The following is a 20,680-nucleotide window of genomic DNA, read 5'->3' on the forward strand; positions in this document are numbered from 1 at the left end:
TCACCGGAGTTCACTGAGTGCTCGGCCAGACCAGTGGCGACGGTCGGTGGCGACGCCACCCGAGTGGAAGGTAGAGCACCATTCGCAGCCTCCTGTTCGGAGAACACGGCGTGCCGGCCGGGCCGGAGCCTGAGCCGGAGTACTTTCGTGACCTCAACCTCGACCAGATCGTGCGGGCGGTCACCCGGAAGCACGCCGGCTTCGGCCTGGAGACCTTCTTCCACCTGCCCCTGCGCGACCCGCAGCTGATCGGCTTCCGGCAGGCGGTCTTCCGCGACCTGGAGGACCCGGCCCTGTTCCAGGCCGCCGAGCGGTTCACCGCGGGGATGGCCCGGACACGGCGGCGCCTGGAGGTCATGGAGCGGACGAAGCATCCGCCGCAGGCGCACCACTGGTTCCTGGAGGCCGTCCTGGAGTACGAGGCCACGGTGATCGGGCTCGCGGAGGGACTGGAACCGGCCACGGCCCCGGGCCTGCGAGGACTGCGCGACGACCTGTCCCAGCACGTCGCGGCCGCGTCGTTCACCGGGGCGGGCGAGCAGGCCCGGCGGCTGCGGGACCGGCTCGGCGAGGTCCGCTACGACCTGTTCCTGCGCGGAGACAAGATCACGGTCGCGGCCCACGACCCCGGCGCCCGGTTCGACTTCGCCGATCAGGTCCTGGCGGCGTTCGCCCGGTTCCGGCCCGACCGGCCGTCCGGCGGGCGGGGGAACCCCGCCACCGCGCAGCGGGCCGCCGGCATGAACCTGGACCAGGTCGAGGCCGGAGTGCTGGACCTCGTGGTGGAGTTGCACCCGGGCGTCTTCGGTGAACTCGCCGCCTTCTGCGAGACTCACCGTGACCTCCTCGACGAGGGGATCGTCGGGATCGACCGTGAGCTGCGCTTCTACCTCGGCTACCTGGAGTTCCTCACCCCGCTGCGGGAGGCCGGGCTGCCGTTCTGCCACCCGGAGGTCTCCGCCGCCGAGAAGGGGATGCTCGCCCGCGAGGTGTTCGACCTCGCGCTCGCGGACAAGCTGGTGGCCGGCGGCGGACGCGTGGTGGTCAACGACGTCGACCTCGGCGAAGGCGAACGGATCCTGCTGGTGTCCGGGCCCAACCAGGGCGGCAAGACGACCCTGTCACGCGCCTTCGGCCAGCTCCACCATCTGGCCGCCCTCGGCTGCCCGGTCCCCGCCCGCCGGGCGCGCCTCTTCCTGCCCGACCGGATCCTCACCCACTACGAGCGGGCCGAGAACCCCGCCGGGCTCGCCGGCAAGCTCGAAGAGGAACTGCTGCGGCTGCGCGCGATCCTCGACCGTGCGACCCCCGACAGCCTCATCGTGCTGAACGAGATCTTCACCTCCACCACGTCCGAGGACGCCCTCTCGCTGAGCGGGGCGGTACTCGCGGCCCTCTCCGGGCTGGACGCCCAATGCCTGTGGGTGAGCTTCCTCGACGAGCTGTCCCGGCTGGACCCCAAGACGGTGAGCATGGTGAGCACGGTCACGGACGACGGCGCCCACACCCGCACCTACAAGATCGAGCGCCGCGTCCCCGACGGGCGCGCCTACGCGATGGCGATGGCGGAAAGACACGGGCTGACCTATGACCGGCTGGCGTCGAGGCTGGGCCGATGAGACCGCGGCTGATGTTCCCCGACGCCGACGTCCCACCGGTCGTCCCCGAGTCGGCCACCCTCCGCGAACTGGTCGATGACCTGGCATTGGAGGAACTGTGGGCCGGGATGGCGCGCGGTGACGGCAGACTGCACATGATCGCCCGAGCCGCGCTCCTGGCACCGCTCACCGACCCCGCCGCGATCACCTACCGGCAGGAGGTGCTCGGCGACTGCCTCCGCAACGAATCGGCCGTCCGGGCGCTGTACGAACTGGCCGGACGGGCGCTGGCCGAAGAGCAGAAGATCATCCGCGGTGGGGCGAGTCCCGAGGCCCGGCTGAACGGGTCGTTGCGCGCACTGGAGACGTTCTGCGGCCACCTGCGGCGGTTGAGCGCCTTCGCCGCCGCGAACGCGGACGGATTCGGCTCGGCCGGCTTCGCCCGGCTGTTCCGGATGATCCGCGACCGGCTGGACGGGAAATACCTCACCGACGTCGAGGCGCTCCTGGAACGGATCGACTTCGAGCAGGGCATCATCGCCACCGCCCGCCTCGGCGAGAGCGGCAGGGGCGTCGACTTCCGCCTGCAGGAGCCGCCCGTCAAGGGACGGGGCTCCAGCACCCAGCGGCGGCTGAAGAAGGCCGGGCTCAGCCATTCCATCTGGGGCAGGCACGACGAGGACTGGCGCATGCTGGCGGCGTTCCGCGGCCGCGTCCTCGAGGTGATCGCCGACGCGGCGGACGAGTCCGCCGGCAACGTCCGCGGCTTCTTCGCCGCCATGCGCGACGAGCTGGGCTTCTACGTCGGCTGTCTCAACCTGGCCGGGACGCTGTCACGGAGCGGCCTGCCGATCTGCCTTCCCCGGCCCTGCCCGCCCGGCGAGCGGGCCTTCACCGCCCGAGGGCTGTACGAGCCGGGTCTAGCCCTGCGGCGCGGCGGTGCGGTCGTGGCCAACGACGTCGCCGCCGACGGCATCGGCCTCGTCGTGATCACCGGGGCCAACCGGGGCGGCAAGACGACCTTCCTGCGGAGCGTCGGGCTGGCCCACCTGATGATGCAGAGCGGGATGTTCGTCACCGCCCGGAGCCTGGCCGCGTCGGTCGTCGGCGGCGTCTTCACGCACTTCAAACGCGAGGCGGACGCTTCGATGACCAGCGGGAGGCTCGACGGGGAACTGGCCCGGATGAGCGCCGTCGTCGACGTGCTGCGCACCGGCGACCTGGTTCTGTGCAACGAGTCGTTCATGTCCACCAATGAACGCGAAGGCTCCGACATCTCCACCGAGATCGTCAGCGCCCTCACCGACCACGGCATCCGCGTGATGTTCGTGACGCATCTCCACGACTTCGCCCAGCGGATGCGTACCGCCCGCCCCGCCCGTTCCCTGTTCCTCACCGCCGCGCGAGGCCCGGACGGCGAGCGCTCGTTCCGCCTGGCTCCGGGAGCCCCGTCACCCACCGCCCACGCCGCGGACCTGTACGCGCGGATCTTCGGCGAGCGGCTGGACTGACGGGACTCGGCCCGCCGAACGAGCCGCCGAAGTGGCCGGACACGGCGGCCTCGGCGCCCGGACCGGTCAGGAATCAAGAAGCGTCGGCCCCCGACCCGTACGTAGCGTGATCTTCACGCGGACCGCGCCGATGTGACCACCGGGCCCGGCCCGGATGTCACGCCCGCGGGTCCAGGCGGCACGTACACCTTCAGCACAAGGAGACAAGGCATGAAAGCGCACGTGAGTTCGATCCTCCTCGGCGTCCGGGACATGGAGCGGGCGAAGCGGTTCTACACCGAGGGGCTCGGCTGGAAGATCCAGAACGACTACGGCGTCTCGGTGTTCTTCGAGTCGGACGGAGCCTCGCCCGTCGGCTTCTACGACCGCGAAGGGCTGGCCGGCCAGGTGGGCACGAGCCCGGAGGGCGACGGCTTCAGCGGGCTGGTCCTCACCTACGTCGTCCGTAGCGAGGCCCGAGTGGACGAGGTCATGGCGGAGGCAGAGAAGGCCGGCGCCACGATCCTCAAGCCCGCCGGCGCCCTGCCGTGGGGCGGGTACGGCGGCACCTTCGCCGACCCGGACGGCTACATCTGGAGCCTCGGCTACAGCGCCCAGGGAACCGACCAGCCCTACGCGGAGTAGCACCCGAGGGGGTCGTGCCTGGCCCCTCACTTCTCCAGGCGGCTGAGTGCCTGCATGGCCTCGTACTCGATGCGTGAGAGATCGTTGAGGATGGTGCCGGCCTGGAGGAGGCACTGCTCGTCGCCTGATTCACCGGCTTTCGTGATCATCGCTGCGGTCTCCGTCCACAGGGTGGCCGCCTCGGCGTACAGCCTGTGGCCGGTACGCAGGTGGCCGCTGTCCAGCAGTCCGGTGCACTCGGCGAGGAAATCGCGGTAGAGGTTGCGGAACAAGGCGCCGCCGGTGCCGGCCTTTTCCATCAAGAGGGCGGCCTGCGGCAGGTCCCGCCGCGGGTCGTCGGTGCGCTGGAGCCATGTGCGTACCAGCTTGCCGGCCTTCTCGATGCCTCGATGGCCGAGGTTGGCTATGGGCGGGTTGAGGAAGGCGTCGGCGCAGGCGGTGATGGCGGGAACGACCTGCCCCTGGGGAGAGGGAAGGTTCTCAGGAACGACGAGCGTGAAGGACCGGTGCCTGGCGGTCATCGGGCCGCGCGCGGCCCTGGCCTGGGCGAGGCTGCTCAGGCTGGTGGACACCGCACCACCTTGCTGGTCGGTGTCCACCAGGTAGGCGTCATGGTCGTCATAGCCGTAGAGGGCGACGACATGACCGCCGAAGTGCACCTTCGAGGTGAAGTACTCCAGGTGGTAGCTGTCGAGCTGCAGCCCGACCGGGTGACCGGCGTGAATGGAGGCCGTCACGTTCTCCCACGCCCTGCGGGGCGATGTGGTCTCCCGGACCAGCAGCTCCAGCCGGAGTCTGGCCGCCAGGTTCCTGGTGAGGTCGAAAGGCCTGACCCGTCCCCCGAGGAAGGGAAAGCCCATGTTCTTGCCGTCCCAGTAGATGAAGGACAGGCCGGAGCCGAGGCCGAAGAGCATGGGTTCGGACAGATCGAGTCCTTGGTGCCTCAGCAGCACCCCCAGCGCCGTCGTCTCGCAGTGCTGCGTACCGCGGGCATCGACGTCCAGCAGCGTGGTCATGCCTTGCTCTCCTCGACAGGGACGATCAAGCGGGTCATCAGTTCTTCTTGCGGTGCCTCCGCCGGGCTGACGAGATAGGCCTCGCAGGCGGGTCCCCGCGGTCGCAGTCCGCGCTCATGGATGGCGGCGAAGAGAGCGTTGTAGGCCAACGGCAGCTGGGCGTAGGGCCCGATGTGGACGGTCTCCGCGGCAAGCCCGCCGGGGACCGCCTCGAACTCCAGGCCGGGCGCCCCTTCCCCCTGCGATGTCTGCACTCCGATGGCGAACTCCATTCGCTCTTCCAGATCCAGCGGGTACAACGCCCACAGCGGCGGCTCCCATGCGATGCCCGCCGTGCCGAGGACGGGCAGCAGCCGGCCTACGCACTCCCCGACCTTCTCCCCGATCTCCGCAGGGGTGCAGACCGCCCGCACCACGGCCAGCCGTCGTTCCGGCTCCCCTCTCATCGACACCTCGTAGCCGGGCAGGCCGCCCTCCGCCAGCCGCTCCAGCATCCCCAGCCGCGCCTGGTCCCTGCTGATCCGCTCGGCCAGCCGGTCCCGCTCAGCGCGCAGGATCTGCGCCCTGCGCTCAGGGTCGGCGGCCAACGCCTGGGCGATCACGGCCAGCGGAAGATCCATCTCACGGAGCATGGCGATGGTGAGGGCATCGCGTGCCTGTTCAGGTGCGTAATAGCGGTAGCCGGAGCTGGCGTCCACGCGGACCGGAGCCAACAGCCCCATCTCGTCGTAGTGCCGCAGCTGCTTGACGCTGAGCCGGCACAGGCGGGCAAAGCGTCCGATGGTAAGGAGTTCGTCCTGCACACCCTCATGGTGGACCCTCCCACGGTGGGAGAGTCCAACGCCGCAGCTCGACGATCATGGTGACGGGGCACGGGAAGGCATGGCAGGCTTGCAGGTCATCGCCACATAGGGGACGCCGACGCATGAATACGCCACCATCGCCGCCGGGACCGGAGCGGACCGACGGATCATCCGTCCAGATCGGCGCCCTCGTCCCGCTGTCTCCGCCTGGCTGGGTCGGGGCGGGCCGCCACCTGCTCGCTGGACTCGAGCTGGCCGTCCGCGAAGTCAATGACGCCGGCGGGATCGCCGGAAGGCCACTCGAGCTGGTGGTCCGGGACACCGCCGCTGATCCACAGAGGGCCGTGGCGGCCGTAGACGAATTGGCCCGCCTGGGCGTGGCCGCCTTGGCGGGGGAGTACCACAGCGTCGTCGCTCGCGCCGCCGCCGCCAGGGCCGACGCCCTCGGCCTGCCGTTCCTCTGCTCGTCAGCGGTCCTCGACGCGCTCACCGAACAGCCGACGGAGCGGGTCGCGCGCCTCGCCCCGGCGCAGTCCCACGGCTGGCGGATCTACGCGGAATTCCTCCTCGGCGCCGGCCACAACCGAATCGCCGTAGCAGCCCAGCCGAGTGTCTACTGGGCGTCCGGGGCCCGCATCCTGCGGGAACACCTCGCTCCACGCGGCGGCACCGTCATCGAACTCGACATGCGCGCACTCGCCCCCACGGCCGTGTGCGACGAACTCGTCGCCCATCGCGCGACGGCCCTCCTTCTTCTGGTCGGCATCCCGGAGCCGGCCGTGTCGATCGTCAAGTCCGTCCGCCGCGACCGGCGCCTGGCCGACATCCTGATCGGTGCTCCGGCCGGGCAACCGGAGTTCGCCGAATGGGCGACGCTGCTCGGCGACGACGGCGCCGCGATCCCGTTCCTGCGCTACCTGCCCGAGCGCCTCAGCCCGCTCGGCGCACGGGTCGGGACGGCCCTCCGCGAGCGGCTGGCCGAAGCGCCCTCTTTCATCGCCTTCGAGGGCTACGACACGGTCGCCGTCCTCGCCGAGGTGCTGCGTTCTCACGGCGCGGACCGGGCGCGCATCGCCGAATCCTGGCCACGGGTCGCGGTCGAAGGCACCCGCGGGCGGATCCGGTTCTCCCGGACGCCAGGCATCAGCGTCCGGCAATGGGCGTGGCCGCCGGTCCAGGTCGTCGATCGGGATCCGGCGGAACCTGATCGTTTCCGGATCCTTCACGCCGGCTGACCGGGCACGGAGGTCCGACCGCCCGGATCCGTGCGAACGCGAGGCCGTCCATCCGTCTACGGGTCCAGGCTCGCGCCCCCATGCCGTCTCGTGGAGCGGGCCTCGGGGCGGATCAGGGATGGCAGACCGGGTCGGCGGCGGGGAGGATGCCGGTGGCCAGGTAGGCATTGACCTTCGCGTCCACACAGGTGTTGCCGTATTCGCCGTAGATCCCGTGAGCGGTGGTGCCGCGCAGGGTGAGCAGGCGGGAGCCGGTCAGCGCCCGGTGCATGGCCTTGCCGCCCTCGTAGGTGGTGGCGGTGTCGCCGGTGGCGGACACGATCAGCGCTGGGGTGGGGTTGCCGATGCTCGTAGGGCGCTCGCGTGGCCGGTTCGGCCAGAAGGCGCAGGGCCAGATGTTGTTCTTGAGGGGGCCGAAGAGGGGGTGCCGCGCGCGGCTGCGCTGGATGTCGTTCCAGTAGGTGTCGGGGTCGCGTGGCGCGGCGCGGTCGCCGCAGGTGATCGCCGCCGCCGGGCCGGCGAGCGGGGAGCCGGCGCTGGTCAGGACGAACGTCAGGAGTCCGTCGAGTCCGGGGCCGGGGTCGGCCGGGCGGCCGTGCGCGGCCTCGTTCAGGGTCCGGACGACGGAGGCGAACTCCGCGCGGGCCACGGGACGGTCGTTGCCGGAGCCGGCGGAGAGGATGTAGGGGACCGCCTGCTCGTCCACCTCATAGGGACCGACGCGCAGCGGGCGCTCCTCCGCGGCGGCGACGATCGCGTTCACGGTGGCGAGCACGCGGGCGGGGGTGGCGCCGAGGCCATAGGTGCCGTGACGTTCGGCGGCCCAGGCCGCCCAGCCGCGCAGCGCGCGTTCCGCCTCATCTTCGGTGCCCTGCGTCGCCCTGGGGCCCCACCTGTCCGGGTCGCCCGCGCTGTCCAGGACGACGCGGTCGGTGCGGCCGGGGAACATCTGGGTGTAGACCGCCCCCAGGTAGCCGCCGTAGGAGTAGCCGAGGAAGGAGATCCGGCGCTCCCCGAGGACGCGGCGCACGAGGTCGATGTCGCGGGCCGTGTCGCGCGTGTTGGCGTACGGGAGCACATCGGCGTGGCGCCGGGCGCAGCGCTCGGCCAGGTCGCGCTGCACCGCCACCTGGTGATCGAACCGGGCGCGGGTCGGGCCGGCCGAACGGAGCCACAGGCCGATGGGCCAGCCGCAGTCGAGCGGCGTGCTGCGCCCGACGAAGCGCGGGTCAAGGCCGATGAGGTCGTAACGGGCGCCGACGCCCTTCATGGCCGCGCGCGCCTGCAGCGGCATGCCCAGCGTGCTCTCGCCGGGGCCGCCGTTGTTGAGGACCATGGTGCCGATGCGGTTTGCGCGGTCGGTGGCGGGGAGGCGGGACAGCGCAAGCTTGATCGTACGGCCGCCGGGCCTGGAATGGTCGAGCGGGACGGTGAGCTCCGCGCACCGTGCGCCCGCCTGGTCGAGATCCCTGCCGAGGGTGTCGTCGGGGCCCTGCGCGCAGGGTTTCCAGTCGAGCGGCGAGGGTGGGCCGCCGTCGGCCCTGGCCGGGGGCGCGACGGCGGCGGACAGAGCGTTCAGGGCGAGGGCCGGAACCAGGAGTCCGCCCGTCCGCGCGAATGTCGGTTTCATGGTCGAGGACGCTATGGCGGCCGGGCGTCCGGCACGATACAGCCGGCCGCACGCGCGTTGGTACAGCCCGCTGTAGTGCCCGGCCGGGACCGGGGACGAATAATGATCTCCATACCGGCGGCGGGAGGAGGTGCGCATGCGTGACCGTGCGTTCTCCTGCTCGGCCTACCTGCTGGGCACGCTGGCCACCGCCGTGGCCACGGCGGTCGCGCTGCCGGTACTGCTCGCGCCGCCCGCCGCACGGCGCTGGGCGGACTGGCACCGTCAGCGGGCCGGCAGGCTGCTCGGCGTTCAGGACGGCGGGCGGCCGACCGGGCGGCGAGGTCTCGCCTGGGCGCTCGCGCACGTCGCCGCCGGGTTCCCGCTCGGGCTGGCCGCCCTGATGTGCCTGGGCAACATCCTGGTCGCCGCGGTCGCGTCGCCGTTGTGGTGGGCGTTTCCCCCCGACGCTCGTCCCACCCTGTTCTCCGTTCTGGACCTCCACGTGGGCGATTGGGCGACCGCGCTGGTCGGGGGCTCCGTTCAGATCGCCGTCCTCGGTGCGGCGGCCTGGTGGGTGCTCCCGGCGCTGGCGCGGCTCCACGCGCGGCTGTGCCTGGCGGTGCTCACGCCGTCGGCCCGCGAGCGGCTCACCGAACGGGTCGACGTGCTGACCAGGAGCCGGGTGGGGGTGGTCGACGCCCATGGCGCGGAGCTCCAGCGGATCGAACGCGATCTGCACGACGGGACGCAGGCGCGCCTGGTGGCCATCGCCATGCAGGTGGGCCTCGCGCGGGAGTCGCTCGCCGGCGACCCGGACACGGTGGCGACGCTGCTCCAGCAGGCGCACGAGACGGCGGAGGAGGCGATGGCCGAGCTCCGCACCGTGCTCCAGACGATCTACCCGCCGATCCTCGCCGACCGCGGGCTCGACGGGGCGCTGGCGGCGCTGGCCGCCCGGTCGAGCGTGCCGGTCCACATCGAGCTCGCCGATCTGGGCACGCTTCCGGCGGCCGTGGAGGCGGTGGCGTACTACGTGATCGCCGAGGCGCTGACGAACGTGACCAAGCACGCCGCCGCCACGCGGGCCGCCCTCCGGGTCGCGCGCGCCGGCGACGTGCTGTCCATCGAGGTCACCGACGACGGAAGGGGCGGCGCCGACGAGGCGCGCGGCACCGGGATCGCCGGGATCCGCCGGCGGGTCGCCGCCCTGGACGGCGCCGTCCGCCTCGACAGCCCGCCGGGCGGCCCCACCACGCTCGCCGTCCGGATGCCGTGCGCATAGTGATCGTTCAGGAGGTCCCGTGCGGGTCGTGATCGCCGAGGACAACGTCCTGCTGTCCAGCGGCCTGGAACTGCTGCTGGCGGCGAAGGGCTGCGAGGTCGTGGCGGTCGTCGGCGACGGCGAGGCGTTCCTCGACGCCGTCGCCGAGCAGCGCCCCGACATCGCCATCGTGGACGTGCGGCTGCCGCCGTCGTTCCGCGACGAGGGAATCCACGCCGCGCTGCGGGCCCGCCGCGAACACGGCGCGCTGCCGATCCTGGTGCTGTCGCAGTACGTCGAGCGTGATTACGCCGGCGAGCTCCTCTCCGACGGCCGCGGAGGCATCGGCTACCTCCTCAAGGACCGCATCGGCCGGGTGGCCGAATTCGTCGACGCCCTACGCCGCGTCGCGGCCGGCGGCACCGCCATGGACCCCGAAGTGGTCGCCCAGCTCCTCGCGCGCCGCGCCGGCGACCCCCTGGACACCCTCACGCCCCGCGAGCGAGAGTCGCTCGCCCTCATGGCGCAGGGCCACGACAACGCCACCATCGCCGAGCGGATGCGCATCTCCGACAACGCCGTCCACAAGCACATCGGCAACATCTTCGCCAAGCTCGGCCTGGCACCGGACGAGTCCGGCCACCGCCGCGTGCGGGCAGTGCTCGCCTACCTGGACGGCGCACCTCGGGAGGCCGGGCCGGGCCCCGGGCGCAGGGACCCGCGCTGAGCCGCGTTCAGATCAGCGGGCCGGTGTTCATCTGCTGATGGCCAAGTCCTGGCACGAGAAGACCGAGAACGTGAGCCGCTACTTGCACCCCCTGGGCCGAGGCGGTCGCCGAGTTCAGTCGCCGGGGCTCACCGAGAGCGAGATGAGCCGTCTTCTTCTGGGGCCGCACCGAGAATGCGGAGCACGCTGGTGCGAAGCGCGTGTTCCGCTTCCTGGCTGGACATCCGGCCGGCTTGCCGTTCCTCGCTCGCGCTGTGGGCGAGCTTCACGGTGGCGGCGACCAGCCAGCCGAGCGGGAGCCGGTCGTCGAACTCTCCGGTCTGCCGGCCGCGCTCGATCACCTGACCGATCCGCTCGGTGATGGGCGAATGCCGGTCGTGGTCGGCTTGCGGGCTGACCGGCAGTGCGCTGATCTTCTGCAGCAGTGCGGGGTAGCGGTGAGCTGTCTGAGCGCTGGCGTCGAGCAGGCGCAGCAGGGCGTCAGCGGCCGGTCCGGCCTGGGGGTCGGTGGCGTCGATGGCGGCGGCGACCTCCTCGGTGATCCGGTCGGCGACGGCCAGCAGCAACTGCTCTCGCGAGGGGAAGTGGGCGTAGACGGTCTGGCGGGTGACACCGGCGGTCGCGGCGATCGTTTCCATTCCGGCGTCGGGCCGGGCGTCGAGGATCTGGACGGCGGCGTCCAGGATGGCGGCCCTGCTGCGGCGGGCGTCGGCGCGACGGTGGCGGGCCGGGGACGAGGGCATTTCTTACACCTTGTCAAAGTTGTCGAGCTCGGTATATCTTACAGCGCGTAAGAGATCGTACGTCCAGTCAACGGGAGCGCCATGCGCACACTCGCCGGCACCGACCCGAAGCAGTTCATCGCCGACTTTTTCATGTCCTTCCACGAGGAATTGGTGCAGAGCGACGAGGATCCGGCGCTGATCTTCGACAGGTACCACGCCCCGGACATCGTCCAGGTCGCCGACGGACACCGGATGGACCGCGACAAGCTCATCGCGCACACCCGCCCGATACGCAAGACCCGGCCCAGCAACCGGACAGAGGTGCACGAGGCCATCGCCAACGGGGACCGGATCGCCGCCCGCTACACCTTGCACGTCCAGCGGCGTGGCAAGTACCTGGCGATCGAGGTCTGTTTCTTCGGGCGGTTCGCCGCCGACGGGCGGATGCGCGAAGCGCACATGCTCACCCGGACCGTCCCTGCCGCCGGCCCGGACCAGGCGGCGCCCGCCGCATCCGGCGGAAGGGACGCATCGGCATGATCGAGAGCGGTTACACGGTCGCCGGCATGACCTGCGGACACTGCGCCGCCTTCGTCACCGAGGAGATCGAACGCATCGCCGGCGTCACCGCCGTCGCGGTGGACGTCGACACCGGAAGGGTCGCGGTGACCAGCAACGAGAGCCTCGATACCCAGGACGTGCGCGCCGCCGTCGAAGAGGCCGGCTACGAACTCACGCACGCGAACCAGTAGGTTCGACCCGCACGCCCGCCGCAGCGAGCGTGATCGCCGAGGTGCGCCGCCTCCAGAGTCGCCGTCCACCACGCCTCCGGCAGCAGCGCCTGCTGCCCGCCCTAACGGCAGTGACGTTCGCCGGGCCGCGGCTCAACAGGGAGCGCCAGGAGCGAAGCGCACCCGCACGGTTTCGGCGTCCCCTGGACGGGAGTCGCGTATGGCCCACTGGCTGATTCCGGGGTTGAGGAACCTGCGGGCAGCCGTTGGCGCTGAGAACGATCATGATCCGGCGGACAGAACAGCAACTCTGTCCGGTCCTCGGAAACGCATCGCCCCAGGCCAACGCCATATTCGTTGGATTTTCGGCGATCGCTACCGGGATCCCCACTGCCGTGAGGGAGTCTGCGAGCATCGAGGCCATGTCACATTTCACCGGACTCTTTCGTCAGGAGGTCAGCCCCAGCCCGAAATCAACCGAAAGGAAAGCAATGCGCACAGCCATCACGACCTCACTCCTCGCTGCCGCCACGGGCACCTTCCTGATCAGCTCATCGGCCACGGCCATCGCCCAACCCACCGGCACCAGCGGAACCGCATCTCAAGTCGGCCCGCAGTCCGTCTCAAGCCAGCCGACTGCCACGCCGGACGCCGAGCCCCTCGAAGTGCGTCGCAAGAGCTCCAAATGCAACTCTCCCCGCGGCAAGCGGTTCAACGTCTCCTGGGGCACCGGGTCCCTCTCGACCACCTTCTACTTCAACAACCATTGCAACAAAAAGCGCCGGATCGTCGTCCGCACCCACTATGGCGAGTTGATCACCTGCATCGTCGTCAACCCGCGCACCAGTGGGCAGAAGAGGGTCGGCTACCCGACCGGGCAAATCGGCTCGGTAAAGCTGCCCAAGAGCAAGTGCCCGAGATCATGAGGCTTCCGGCCCCGTGCGCTTCAGGCCCTGCACCTGGAACCGGTACGGAAGCAAGATGACCGGGCGGTCAGGACGGTCAGGAGCCTCCGGCGAGGATCCCGGCCAGGCGGTAGGTGGCGTGGCCGTCCAGGCGGCGGGTGCCGCGGTCGTAGCGCTTGGTGGTGACGGGGGAGGCGTGCCCCAGCAGCGCCTGGACCAGCTCGACGGGGGTGCCGGCGTCCAGGAGCAGGGTGGCGGCGGTGGCGCGCAGCACGTGCGGGGTCAGGCCCGTGGGGTCGACGCCGGCGGCGCGGGCGGTGCGGCGCAGTGCGGTGGTCAGCCGCCACCGGTCGAACGGCCTGCCGTCCTCGCGCTGTAGCAGCGGCTCGTGCGGGGCGCGGCCGGCCAGCAGCGGTTCCAGCAGCGCGCAGACGCGGGGCGGCAGCGGCAGGGCGATGGTCTTGCCGCCCTTGACGCGGATCCGGATGACGCGGTGGCCGGAGTCGTCGGCGATCCGCCCGGCGGTGAGGGCGGCGACCTCGGCGGCGCGCAGCCCGGTGGAGATCAGCAGCGCGGCCGCGGCGGCGTCGGCGGGGCGGGTGGCGGCGATCGCCTCGGCCCCGGCCAGCAGCGCGGTGGCCTCGGCCAGGGGCCGGGCCGGGGTGGTGCCCTCGCTGGCGACCAGCACGTCCTCGGAGGCGGTCCATAGGCTCACGCCGGGCGCGGCGGCTGCCAGCCAGCGCAGGAACGCCGCGGTGTCGGCCAGGCGGGCTTGGCGGGTGGTGGCGGTGCGGGCGGCCTGCAGCCAGGCCGCCACCGTGGGCCAGGCCGCGGCGGGCCCGGTGCGGGGGAGGGCGTTGAATTATGTGAGACGCTCGGGGAGCGACGGGGGCACGCGGGAGCACAACCAATCACGTGCGATCACGGCGGGGATCACCACCCGTTGCCAGTTCCGCCAACATCTCGGCGCGCCTGGCCCCGGCGCGTACCGTGCCTTCCATGAGCGACGCACCCTTCGCACTACAGCGCCTGGCACGGAACGTGGAGACGATCCTCACCGTGGCGGGAGCGGCGAAAGCCTCCTCTCGCTCGCCTATGCAGACGGCGGGCTTCAGCGTGTTTGCCAGGGATCGGGCTGTGGAGGTCTCCTTCGCCACCGGCGACTACATGGAGCCCTCCTACCTCACGGCGGCCGAGCATCCCCGTCATCCCCACCACCCGCTGCTGATGTTTCGCCGCACCGTGGAGAGCACCATGCTGACCACCTACGTGGCGGTGCTGCATGCGGCGGGCTTCACCGTGACCCTGTGCGTCGCCGACGAGCATGCCAACGAGCATCTGCTGGTGACCGCCGGACCGCTGGAGGGCATCGACCCGATCCAGGAGATCAAGGACCTGCGCGAAGAGTTCGCCGGCGAGGGATAACGACGCTCAGGGCTCCGGGCGGGGTGGTGGCTCACCACTCCGCCCGGAGCCCGCAGTCCGTCTGGGCTTGCCTCCTCCCTGCCGGGTAGCTGCGATGACCACACGGTCATCCGTCCTGCTCGGGGCCACCGGCGACGCGGCGGGTCTGCTCCAGCTCGGCCTGGAGCTGCCGTACCTGGGCGGCCAGGGCAGTGCGTTCGGTGCGTTCGGCTTCGGCGCGCTGCTCGGCGCGAACGGCTGAACCGGACACGGCGGCATCACCGGCGGACGCCCGGTGTGCGTTCATCAGACGAGCGTTAGGCGAACGCCCATACGCCTACACCAACCACCCGGCCGTGCGTCACGTTCATTGAGACGGGACAGGGGCGAACAACTTTTGTGTTTTCATGGCCATCCACTCTCCGGCGATGACGGTTTCGTGTCGTTGCCCGTCAGGCACGGAGGCGAGCGGCAGCGGCTCCACAATGGCGTCGTGGTTGGGCTGGAAGAAGAAGGGGATGGAAAGCCGCGAGGAGGCGTCCGTTCGGTCGGGGTTGACCACCCGGTGCATGGTCGAGACCCACCGTCCGCCGGTCCACAGCGCCATCAGGTCACCGATATTGATCACGAAGCTCCCGGGGACGGCGTGGACGTCCCGCCAGGCGTCCTGGCCCTGCAAAACCTGGAGCCCTCCGGAGTCGTCCTGCTGGTACAGGATGGTCAGCCCGCCGAAGTCGGTGTGGGCGCCCCTGCGGAGCTGGCCCGGCAGCGGCGCGTCCACTTGCGGGTAGTAGTAGTTGGCGACGAGTGAGGAGACGTGCCGGTCGAAGCTGTCGTCGAAGTGCTCTTCGTCGAGCCCGAGCGCGCGGGCGCACAGCCGCAGCAGATCGGCGGCCAGCGCGTGGAGCACGGTCGTGTACTCCTGCCAGGTGTCCTTGAAGTCGGCCGGTTCACGCGGCCACAGGTTGGCCAGTTTCCACGTCGCCCAGTAGTCGCCGAGGTCCTCGCGTTCCCGGTCGCTGAGTTCTCCCGTGACGTGCGTGCCGAACGATTCGCACAGGTCGGGTGGCGTCCGGCGGTCCAGGCTCTGGGCGGTGGTGCCGCCGGACCGGCGGAATCCGGAGAACCCGGGCCGGTGGGCGGCCAGGTCCTTCTCCGCGTCGGGCAGCGTGAAGAATGCGGTGGTGACCGTGTGCATGCGGTCGATGAGCTCGCGTGGAACGCCGTGACCAACGATGACAAAGAAGCCTGAGGTCCGGCACGCCCTGTCGATCGCCTCGGCCAGTGCGACGCGGCCCGGCGCGCTGTGTCTGGCGGAGAGGTCGACGACCGGCACGTACCCGTCGACCCTGGTGACCGATTCCTGATCCATGGATGCCTCCATCAGAGTTGTTTCGAAGAGGTGGGCACAGGGCGCGACGGCAGGTCCTCCCGCCTGCCTCGCGCGATGAGCAGTGGGGCGGTGAGGCACGCGGCCACCACCAGGATGGCGAATGCGACCGTCAGGGCGACGGTGTAGCCGTGCACGACGGCCGTGTTCGGCAGTGCGCTCGGATGGGTGGAGAGGAAGGCCGCGCCGGCACTGGCCGCCAGGGTGTTGAGCAGGGCGGTGCCCAGGGCAGCGCCCAGCTGCTGTGAGGCGTTGTAGGCGGCGGAGGCGGCTCCGATGTCGTGCCCCTGCGTGCCCGCAGTGGCGAGGCTGGCGGTCGGGGGCATGACGCAGCCGAGCCCGAGCCCGGTGAGCACCAGCGCGGGGACCAGGTAGAAGGCGAGAACGTCGGCGGTGTCGGCCGTCAGACGCGTCAGGAGCAGCATCCCGGCCGCGGCGGCGACCAGGCCCGGCACGATCAGGGCCACGGGCGGGACGCGGCCGTGCAGCCTTCCGGCGATGAGCATGGACCCGGCCAGTACCGCGAGCGCGTTGATGATCAGCGTGAGCCCGGCCTGGACGGGCGAGTAGCCAAGCACCGTCTGGGTGTAGTAGCTCATGAACAGGTAGAACCCGAACATCGCGACGAACATCAGCGTGATGGCCAGGAACGCCCCGGCGCGGAGGCGATTCAGCAGCACCCGCATCGGCAGCAGCGGATGAGAGGCGCGGCGCTCGACGGCGACGAACACCGCCAGCAGCAGCAGCCCGCAGGCCAGCAACGCCAGCACCTCGGGCGACCTCCAGCCGAGCGGTTCGGCCCGGGTGAACGCGTAGACCACCGTCGCGAATCCGGCGAGGCTGAGCAGCGCGCCGGCGACGTCCAGCCGTCCGCGGTCACCGACCGGCCGGTCGGGCGGCACCGCCGCCACTCCGCCGACGGCGAGCAGCACGACGGGCACGTTGACGTACAGGCACCATCGCCAACTGGCGTACTCGGTCAGCAGACCACCGGCGATCAGCCCGACCGCCGAGCCCGCCGCGCCGACCGCGGCGAACACCCCGAACGCCCGGCCGCGATCGCCGACGTCGGTAAAGGTCGTGGTGAGCAGCGAGAGCCCTGCTGGCGCGAGTAGCGCGGCGGACACCCCCTGCAGCGCCCGCGCACCGAACAGCATCACCGGGTCCACCGCCGCACCACCCAGCGCGGACGCGGCGGCAAAGCCCACGAGCCCGACCAGGAACGCGCGCCGGTGCCCGAGCACGCTGCTGATGCTGCCGCCGATCAGCAGCAGCCCGCCGAAGGCCAATGCGTAGGCGGTGACCGCCCATTGCCGGTTCCCGTCCGACATGCCGAGTGCGTGCTGTGCCGATGGCAGCGCGATGTTCACGATCGTGCCGTCCAGCACCACCAGAAGCTGTGCGACGCTCACCACCGCGAGCGTCCACCACCGCCGTCCGGCCGGTTGGACGGCATGCTCCGCCAAGGCGGATTCGTTGTCTCCAGAAGCCATGACTTCCAGTGTTCCGTTGAAGTGACCCCGGAGACTTTTCCTCAGTCACAGCCCGATGACCAGCGCGAACAAGCCGACCGCCCTCAACATGCGATCGAACCCTCAAACAGACGAGGTTCGGTAAGAAGGTTCCGTGAACGGCCCCGGTGCCAAGGCCCTATCCGAGCCTGGGCGGGTCGGTCTACGACTGGAAAAACCCATTCGGGCGGCTGTTTCTACAGATCCTGGCGATCGTCGCCGAGTGCGTCGGTCCTTGACGGCACATCCGCCGTGCACACCGTCACCGTTCCCATGACCCGCCGGCGAGCTATTGTGCACGAGGCCGACCGAGACCCTTTGACCCCGGCAGCGATGGTGCGGATGGACTCCCCACGCTCGCGGCGGGCCAGGATCGCGGCACGCTTGTCGTCATCGACCACGGGCCGTCGGCCACCAACCCGTCCGCTTCTGCGCGCCACCTCCAGGCCGTCCATGGTCTTGCGGACGATGTCGCGACGGCGACCCTCCGACAGGGCCAGCGCCAGATCCAGATCCAGGATCAGCGACCGCTTGGTGTGCTCCCGGCCCCGATCCCGTCCAGCACCTTGTTAGACGGACGCCCATACGCCTACACCGACCACCCAGCCGACCTGCCCGTTGCCCCTTTCCGGCTTATCTTGGCTGCCCCTCCCGACGGGGGCGGGGCGCATACGAGCGGGCGGTGGGGACGTCCGGTGGACGTCCTAGAGGCCCCTGGCGGCCTAGCGGCCGGTGCCGCTAGGTCTAGCGGCACCTCTAGAGGCCGATCCGTGCCCTGATCTGGGCTCTAGCGTCTAGCGGCCGCATTTCGGCAACGGCTCAGGTGTAGGTCAGGCCGCGGTAGAGCCACCGGTCGGCCGGGGCCGGGGCGGGGTCGGGCTCGTACACCGCGCGGGGCACGCACCCCTCCGGTACGTCGTCGGGCCAGGGGTGGTCGGCCAGGAGCATCCACGTCCCCAGGTCGCTGCGGGGCCGGTCCCGGTCGGCCCGGGTCATCAGCTCCTGGCGGTGCCCGTCCCACGGTCCGCCCACCAGCTCCACCATCACGCGCTCGTCCACCCTGCCCACGATGACGCCCTGCGGCGGGCCCCGGCGCCAGATTCGGCAATCACGGCCAGGACGTCGACGGCCCTCGGGACCGGCCCGCAGAGGCCGCACGCCCGAGGGCCGTCGACGTCCGGCTCGCTGAACTGCTGCTCTGTGGTGGCCACCACAGCCGGTTTCAAAAACGCGGACTCGGCTGAGGCGACGATCATCATGGCCAGGGAGCCGACTCCCGCCGATACGCCGGAGTCCCTATGGGACTCCGGCGAGTCTACCGGCGGTGATTCGCTCAACCGTCTGACGCCACATGCGACCGCCCCCGGCCGGTGGGCTGGCCGGGGGCGGGGGGGGCGACCAGCATCGGAACGAAAATCCGCGTTGGTGGGGTTGGCCGTGTCGGCTTATCGCGGAACATCGTTCCGATGCGTCTGAGCTGGGTGTTTGTGCTGGCTGGCGGGGCCGGTCGGCGGCCGGTGCGGTAACAGTTGGATCTTCGCCGGGGTTTGGCGGGTAGGTGAGTCCTACTTTCTGGGGCTCAGCGCGGTGGCCTCGGCCAGGGGCCGGGCCGGGGTGGTGCCCTCGCCGGAGACCTCGGGCCGGTCGACGTACTCGGCAGGGGAGGCCGGGATGACGCGGCGGCGCACCGCGTAGCGGTACAGCGAGGCCAGGGTCGACAGCCGCCGCGCCACGCTGGCCGGGGCCAGCGGGCGGCCGCCGCGGTTGAGCGGGTACCGCTAACGGGACCCGGCCTACTGTGCGGCTCGCGGCGGCCTCAGCACACCAAGATCATTCTCAGCGCCAACGGCTGCCCGCAGGTTCCTCAACCCCGGATTCATCACGCTTGTCCACCTGGGCGTAGGGTCGGGCGGCATGGCGCTGCGACTCGTTCAGGTGAATTTCAAGGCTCGGGATGACGCAGCCCTCGGCCGGTTCTGGGCGGAGGCCCTCGGCTGGGGTGTTTCCAGCGAGGGACCCGGTGTGACCAACGTCGAACCCGTGGGCTTCACCTGGCCGGATCCCGCCGCCGTCTGCGTCGATGTCGTCACCGTCCCGGACCCCGAAACGGTGAAGTACCGCGTGCACCTCGATCTCGCCACCGCCTCGGCGGCCCATCAGGCGGAGCTGGTCGCGCGCCTGAAGGATCTCGGTGCGACGCCCGCGGACGTGGGCCAGGGCGACGTCCCGTGGACGGTGATGGCCGACCCGGAGGGCAACGTGTTCTGCGTGTTGGAGCCTCGGGAGATCTACCGGGACACCGGGCCGATCGCCGCGGTGGTGGTCGACTGTTCGGATGCGCGGGCCATGGCCCGGTTCTGGGGCGAGGCGATGGACTGGACCCTGCACGAGGTGGCCGATGAGCATGCGGTGCTGCGTTCGTCCAAGGGCGTCGGGCCGTATCTGGAGTTCCTTCGCACGCCCGTGAAAACCGTGTGGACCCGCGTCCATCTCGACCTGATGCCGTATCCCGGTGTCGATCAGGCGGCGGAGGTCGCCCGGCTAGGGGCGCTCGGTGCCACCGACGCCGACGTCGGCCAGGGCGATGTGCCGTGGAGGTGCCTCGCCGACCCGGAGGGCAACGAGTTCTGCGTCCTCACCCCGGGCTGACGTGAAGACTTGCCGCCCCTCACCGTGGACACTGAACGATCGGTAGCACTGACGAAGCCTGGGTCACAAAAAACCGCTTGAGCCTTCCTTCCACGTTCCCGTAATTTGCCTGCGACCCGTCGCAGCGAGAACAGAGGACAAGGCCGCGTGACCCCGCCTGCTCTTCAGACCTGACACCTTCTTCCGCACACCTGTAGCCGACGCTCCCGTCGGTTCTGCCGGGCTGCCCTTGTGCGCCTGGTCATACAGCGTTCGAGGTCGCGCGTAATCGGCCTCGTGTCAGGTCTAGAGAGCTCATGTCTTCACAACCTCATATCGTGCTGCCCTGGGTCGTTCGTCGGACCAGGCTGCCTCTGCTGTCGTCGCGGTGCGTGGCCTGCCGGTCGGAGTCGGCCACCACCGGTGAGGGCAGGTTCCGCGTCAACGCCAACGGCAAACTGCTCGACGTGTGGCTGCTGGTCCGCTGCGTATCCTGCGACCGGACGAGCAAGCTCACCGTGCACGAGCGAGCGCCGGTCAGATCCTTCGATCCCGCCGAACTCCACGGCTACCGCGTCAACGATCCGGATCTGGTGGCGTCCAGGCTGCTCGATCCGCTGCTCGCCCGGCGCAACCGCTTCACCCTGGACTGGACGGGGGCCTGGCGGCTGGACACCCCGTCGGAATGGGTCGACGAGGCGTGGCCGGTGCAGGTGGAGGTCCTCTTCGAGGATCCGGTGCCGGTGCGTCCCGAACGACTTATCGCGCAAGGGCTCGGCCTCAGCAGGAACGAGGTGCTGCGCCGGATCAAGTGCGACATTCCGCTGCGCCGTCCGACGAGCGCCGGATTCACCTTCACCGTGATGGCCAGGGACTAACGGGGATGTAGCCGCGGCGGGCCACCCGGCCCGCCCGGCTTCACCCGAAACCATGCCAATACGAGAACGATCAGATGACGTCTGCTGTCAGCTGCCGTACCGGGAAGGAGCTGGGGAAGGA

At 70.6% G+C, this 20,680-nt stretch carries 22 protein-coding genes; 13 read left to right on the plus strand and 9 right to left on the minus strand.

Going from position 1 to position 20,680, the window contains the following annotated elements:
- Positions 1-110 precede the first annotated feature (110 nt).
- From IW256_RS42760 to IW256_RS18455, 3 genes are all read left to right on the plus strand, one after another.
- The gene (locus IW256_RS42760) at positions 111-1,619 is read left to right on the plus strand and encodes a MutS-related protein (RefSeq protein ID WP_197012175.1); all 1,509 of its coding nucleotides are present in this window, start codon (positions 111-113) and stop codon (positions 1,617-1,619) included.
- Complete coding sequence (locus IW256_RS18450; protein WP_197012176.1) at positions 1,616-3,109, plus strand: MutS-related protein; 1,494 nt, start codon at positions 1,616-1,618, stop codon at positions 3,107-3,109. The genes IW256_RS42760 and IW256_RS18450 overlap by 4 nt, the downstream gene beginning before the upstream one ends.
- Positions 3,110-3,319: 210 nt before the next feature.
- The gene (locus IW256_RS18455) at positions 3,320-3,733 is read left to right on the plus strand and encodes a VOC family protein (RefSeq protein ID WP_231403836.1); all 414 of its coding nucleotides are present in this window, start codon (positions 3,320-3,322) and stop codon (positions 3,731-3,733) included.
- A 26-nt stretch (positions 3,734-3,759) separates the two neighbouring features.
- On the opposite strand, the gene IW256_RS18460 is transcribed toward IW256_RS18455, so the two are convergent.
- A complete protein-coding gene (locus tag IW256_RS18460) occupies positions 3,760-4,749 on the minus strand; it encodes a BtrH N-terminal domain-containing protein (protein ID WP_197012177.1) in 990 nt (329 codons plus the stop codon).
- Positions 4,746-5,552 (minus strand): MerR family transcriptional regulator, encoded by an 807-nt coding sequence (locus IW256_RS42765; protein WP_197012178.1) that lies wholly within the window; start codon positions 5,550-5,552, stop codon positions 4,746-4,748. Before IW256_RS42765 ends, IW256_RS18460 begins: the two co-directional genes overlap by 4 nt.
- A gap of 122 nt (positions 5,553-5,674) precedes the next feature.
- On the opposite strand from IW256_RS42765, the gene IW256_RS18470 reads away from it, so the two are divergent.
- Complete coding sequence (locus IW256_RS18470; protein ID WP_197016386.1) at positions 5,675-6,787, plus strand: ABC transporter substrate-binding protein; 1,113 nt, start codon at positions 5,675-5,677, stop codon at positions 6,785-6,787.
- 112 nt (positions 6,788-6,899) lie between these two features.
- Here the strand turns inward: IW256_RS18470 and IW256_RS18475 are convergent, their stop codons facing one another.
- A complete protein-coding gene (locus IW256_RS18475; RefSeq protein WP_197012179.1) occupies positions 6,900-8,417 on the minus strand; it encodes an alpha/beta hydrolase in 1,518 nt (505 codons plus the stop codon).
- A gap of 136 nt (positions 8,418-8,553) precedes the next feature.
- On the opposite strand from IW256_RS18475, the gene IW256_RS18480 reads away from it, so the two are divergent.
- Positions 8,554-9,681, plus strand: coding sequence for a sensor histidine kinase (locus IW256_RS18480; protein ID WP_197012180.1), 1,128 nt, complete (start codon positions 8,554-8,556; stop codon positions 9,679-9,681).
- 19 nt (positions 9,682-9,700) lie between these two features.
- Positions 9,701-10,387, plus strand: a complete 687-nt coding sequence (locus IW256_RS18485) for a response regulator transcription factor (RefSeq protein ID WP_197012181.1) — start codon at positions 9,701-9,703, stop codon at positions 10,385-10,387.
- Positions 10,388-10,515: 128 nt separating this feature from the next.
- On the opposite strand, the gene IW256_RS18490 is transcribed toward IW256_RS18485, so the two are convergent.
- A complete protein-coding gene (locus IW256_RS18490) occupies positions 10,516-11,130 on the minus strand; it encodes a TetR/AcrR family transcriptional regulator (protein ID WP_197012182.1) in 615 nt (204 codons plus the stop codon).
- An 81-nt stretch (positions 11,131-11,211) separates the two neighbouring features.
- Between IW256_RS18490 and IW256_RS18495 the strand changes: the two genes are divergently transcribed.
- From IW256_RS18495 to IW256_RS18505, 3 genes are all read left to right on the plus strand, one after another.
- On the plus strand, positions 11,212-11,652 hold the full coding sequence (locus tag IW256_RS18495; protein WP_197012183.1) for a nuclear transport factor 2 family protein: 441 nt from the start codon (positions 11,212-11,214) through the stop codon (positions 11,650-11,652).
- The gene (locus tag IW256_RS18500) at positions 11,649-11,864 is read left to right on the plus strand and encodes a heavy-metal-associated domain-containing protein (RefSeq protein WP_197012184.1); all 216 of its coding nucleotides are present in this window, start codon (positions 11,649-11,651) and stop codon (positions 11,862-11,864) included. Before IW256_RS18495 ends, IW256_RS18500 begins: the two co-directional genes overlap by 4 nt.
- A gap of 401 nt (positions 11,865-12,265) precedes the next feature.
- Complete coding sequence (locus IW256_RS18505; protein WP_197012185.1) at positions 12,266-12,769, plus strand: hypothetical protein; 504 nt, start codon at positions 12,266-12,268, stop codon at positions 12,767-12,769.
- A 76-nt stretch (positions 12,770-12,845) separates the two neighbouring features.
- On the opposite strand, the gene IW256_RS18510 is transcribed toward IW256_RS18505, so the two are convergent.
- Positions 12,846-13,565 carry a tyrosine-type recombinase/integrase gene (locus tag IW256_RS18510; protein ID WP_197012186.1) on the minus strand — a complete coding sequence of 240 codons (720 nt, stop codon included), beginning with the start codon at positions 13,563-13,565 and terminating at the stop codon, positions 12,846-12,848.
- 182 nt (positions 13,566-13,747) lie between these two features.
- On the opposite strand from IW256_RS18510, the gene IW256_RS18515 reads away from it, so the two are divergent.
- Positions 13,748-14,173 carry a hypothetical protein gene (locus IW256_RS18515; protein WP_197012187.1) on the plus strand — a complete coding sequence of 142 codons (426 nt, stop codon included), beginning with the start codon at positions 13,748-13,750 and terminating at the stop codon, positions 14,171-14,173.
- A 94-nt stretch (positions 14,174-14,267) separates the two neighbouring features.
- A complete protein-coding gene (locus IW256_RS18520; protein WP_197012188.1) occupies positions 14,268-14,414 on the plus strand; it encodes a hypothetical protein in 147 nt (48 codons plus the stop codon).
- Positions 14,415-14,519: 105 nt separating this feature from the next.
- Here IW256_RS18520 and IW256_RS18525 read toward each other — a convergent pair whose 3' ends face one another.
- The 4 genes from IW256_RS18525 to IW256_RS18540 form a co-directional block, all read right to left on the minus strand.
- Positions 14,520-15,524, minus strand: a complete 1,005-nt coding sequence (locus IW256_RS18525) for an isopenicillin N synthase family dioxygenase (RefSeq protein WP_197012189.1) — start codon at positions 15,522-15,524, stop codon at positions 14,520-14,522.
- 11 nt (positions 15,525-15,535) lie between these two features.
- Positions 15,536-16,954, minus strand: a complete 1,419-nt coding sequence (locus IW256_RS18530) for an MFS transporter (protein WP_197012190.1) — start codon at positions 16,952-16,954, stop codon at positions 15,536-15,538.
- Positions 16,955-17,872: 918 nt separating this feature from the next.
- On the minus strand, positions 17,873-18,112 hold the full coding sequence (locus tag IW256_RS18535; protein WP_197012191.1) for a hypothetical protein: 240 nt from the start codon (positions 18,110-18,112) through the stop codon (positions 17,873-17,875).
- 506 nt (positions 18,113-18,618) lie between these two features.
- Positions 18,619-18,786 carry a hypothetical protein gene (locus IW256_RS18540; protein WP_197012192.1) on the minus strand — a complete coding sequence of 56 codons (168 nt, stop codon included), beginning with the start codon at positions 18,784-18,786 and terminating at the stop codon, positions 18,619-18,621.
- Between the two features lie 181 nt (positions 18,787-18,967).
- Between IW256_RS18540 and IW256_RS18545 the strand changes: the two genes are divergently transcribed.
- Entirely contained in the window at positions 18,968-19,702 is a 735-nt protein-coding gene (locus tag IW256_RS18545; RefSeq protein WP_197012193.1) for a VOC family protein, read from the plus strand.
- Positions 19,703-20,019: 317 nt separating this feature from the next.
- Positions 20,020-20,559 (plus strand): DUF1062 domain-containing protein, encoded by a 540-nt coding sequence (locus IW256_RS18550; RefSeq protein ID WP_307828939.1) that lies wholly within the window; start codon positions 20,020-20,022, stop codon positions 20,557-20,559.
- Positions 20,560-20,680 lie beyond the last annotated feature (121 nt).

It is taken from the genome of Actinomadura viridis, assembly GCF_015751755.1.
Classification (GTDB): Bacteria; Actinomycetota; Actinomycetes; order Streptosporangiales; family Streptosporangiaceae; genus Spirillospora; species Spirillospora viridis.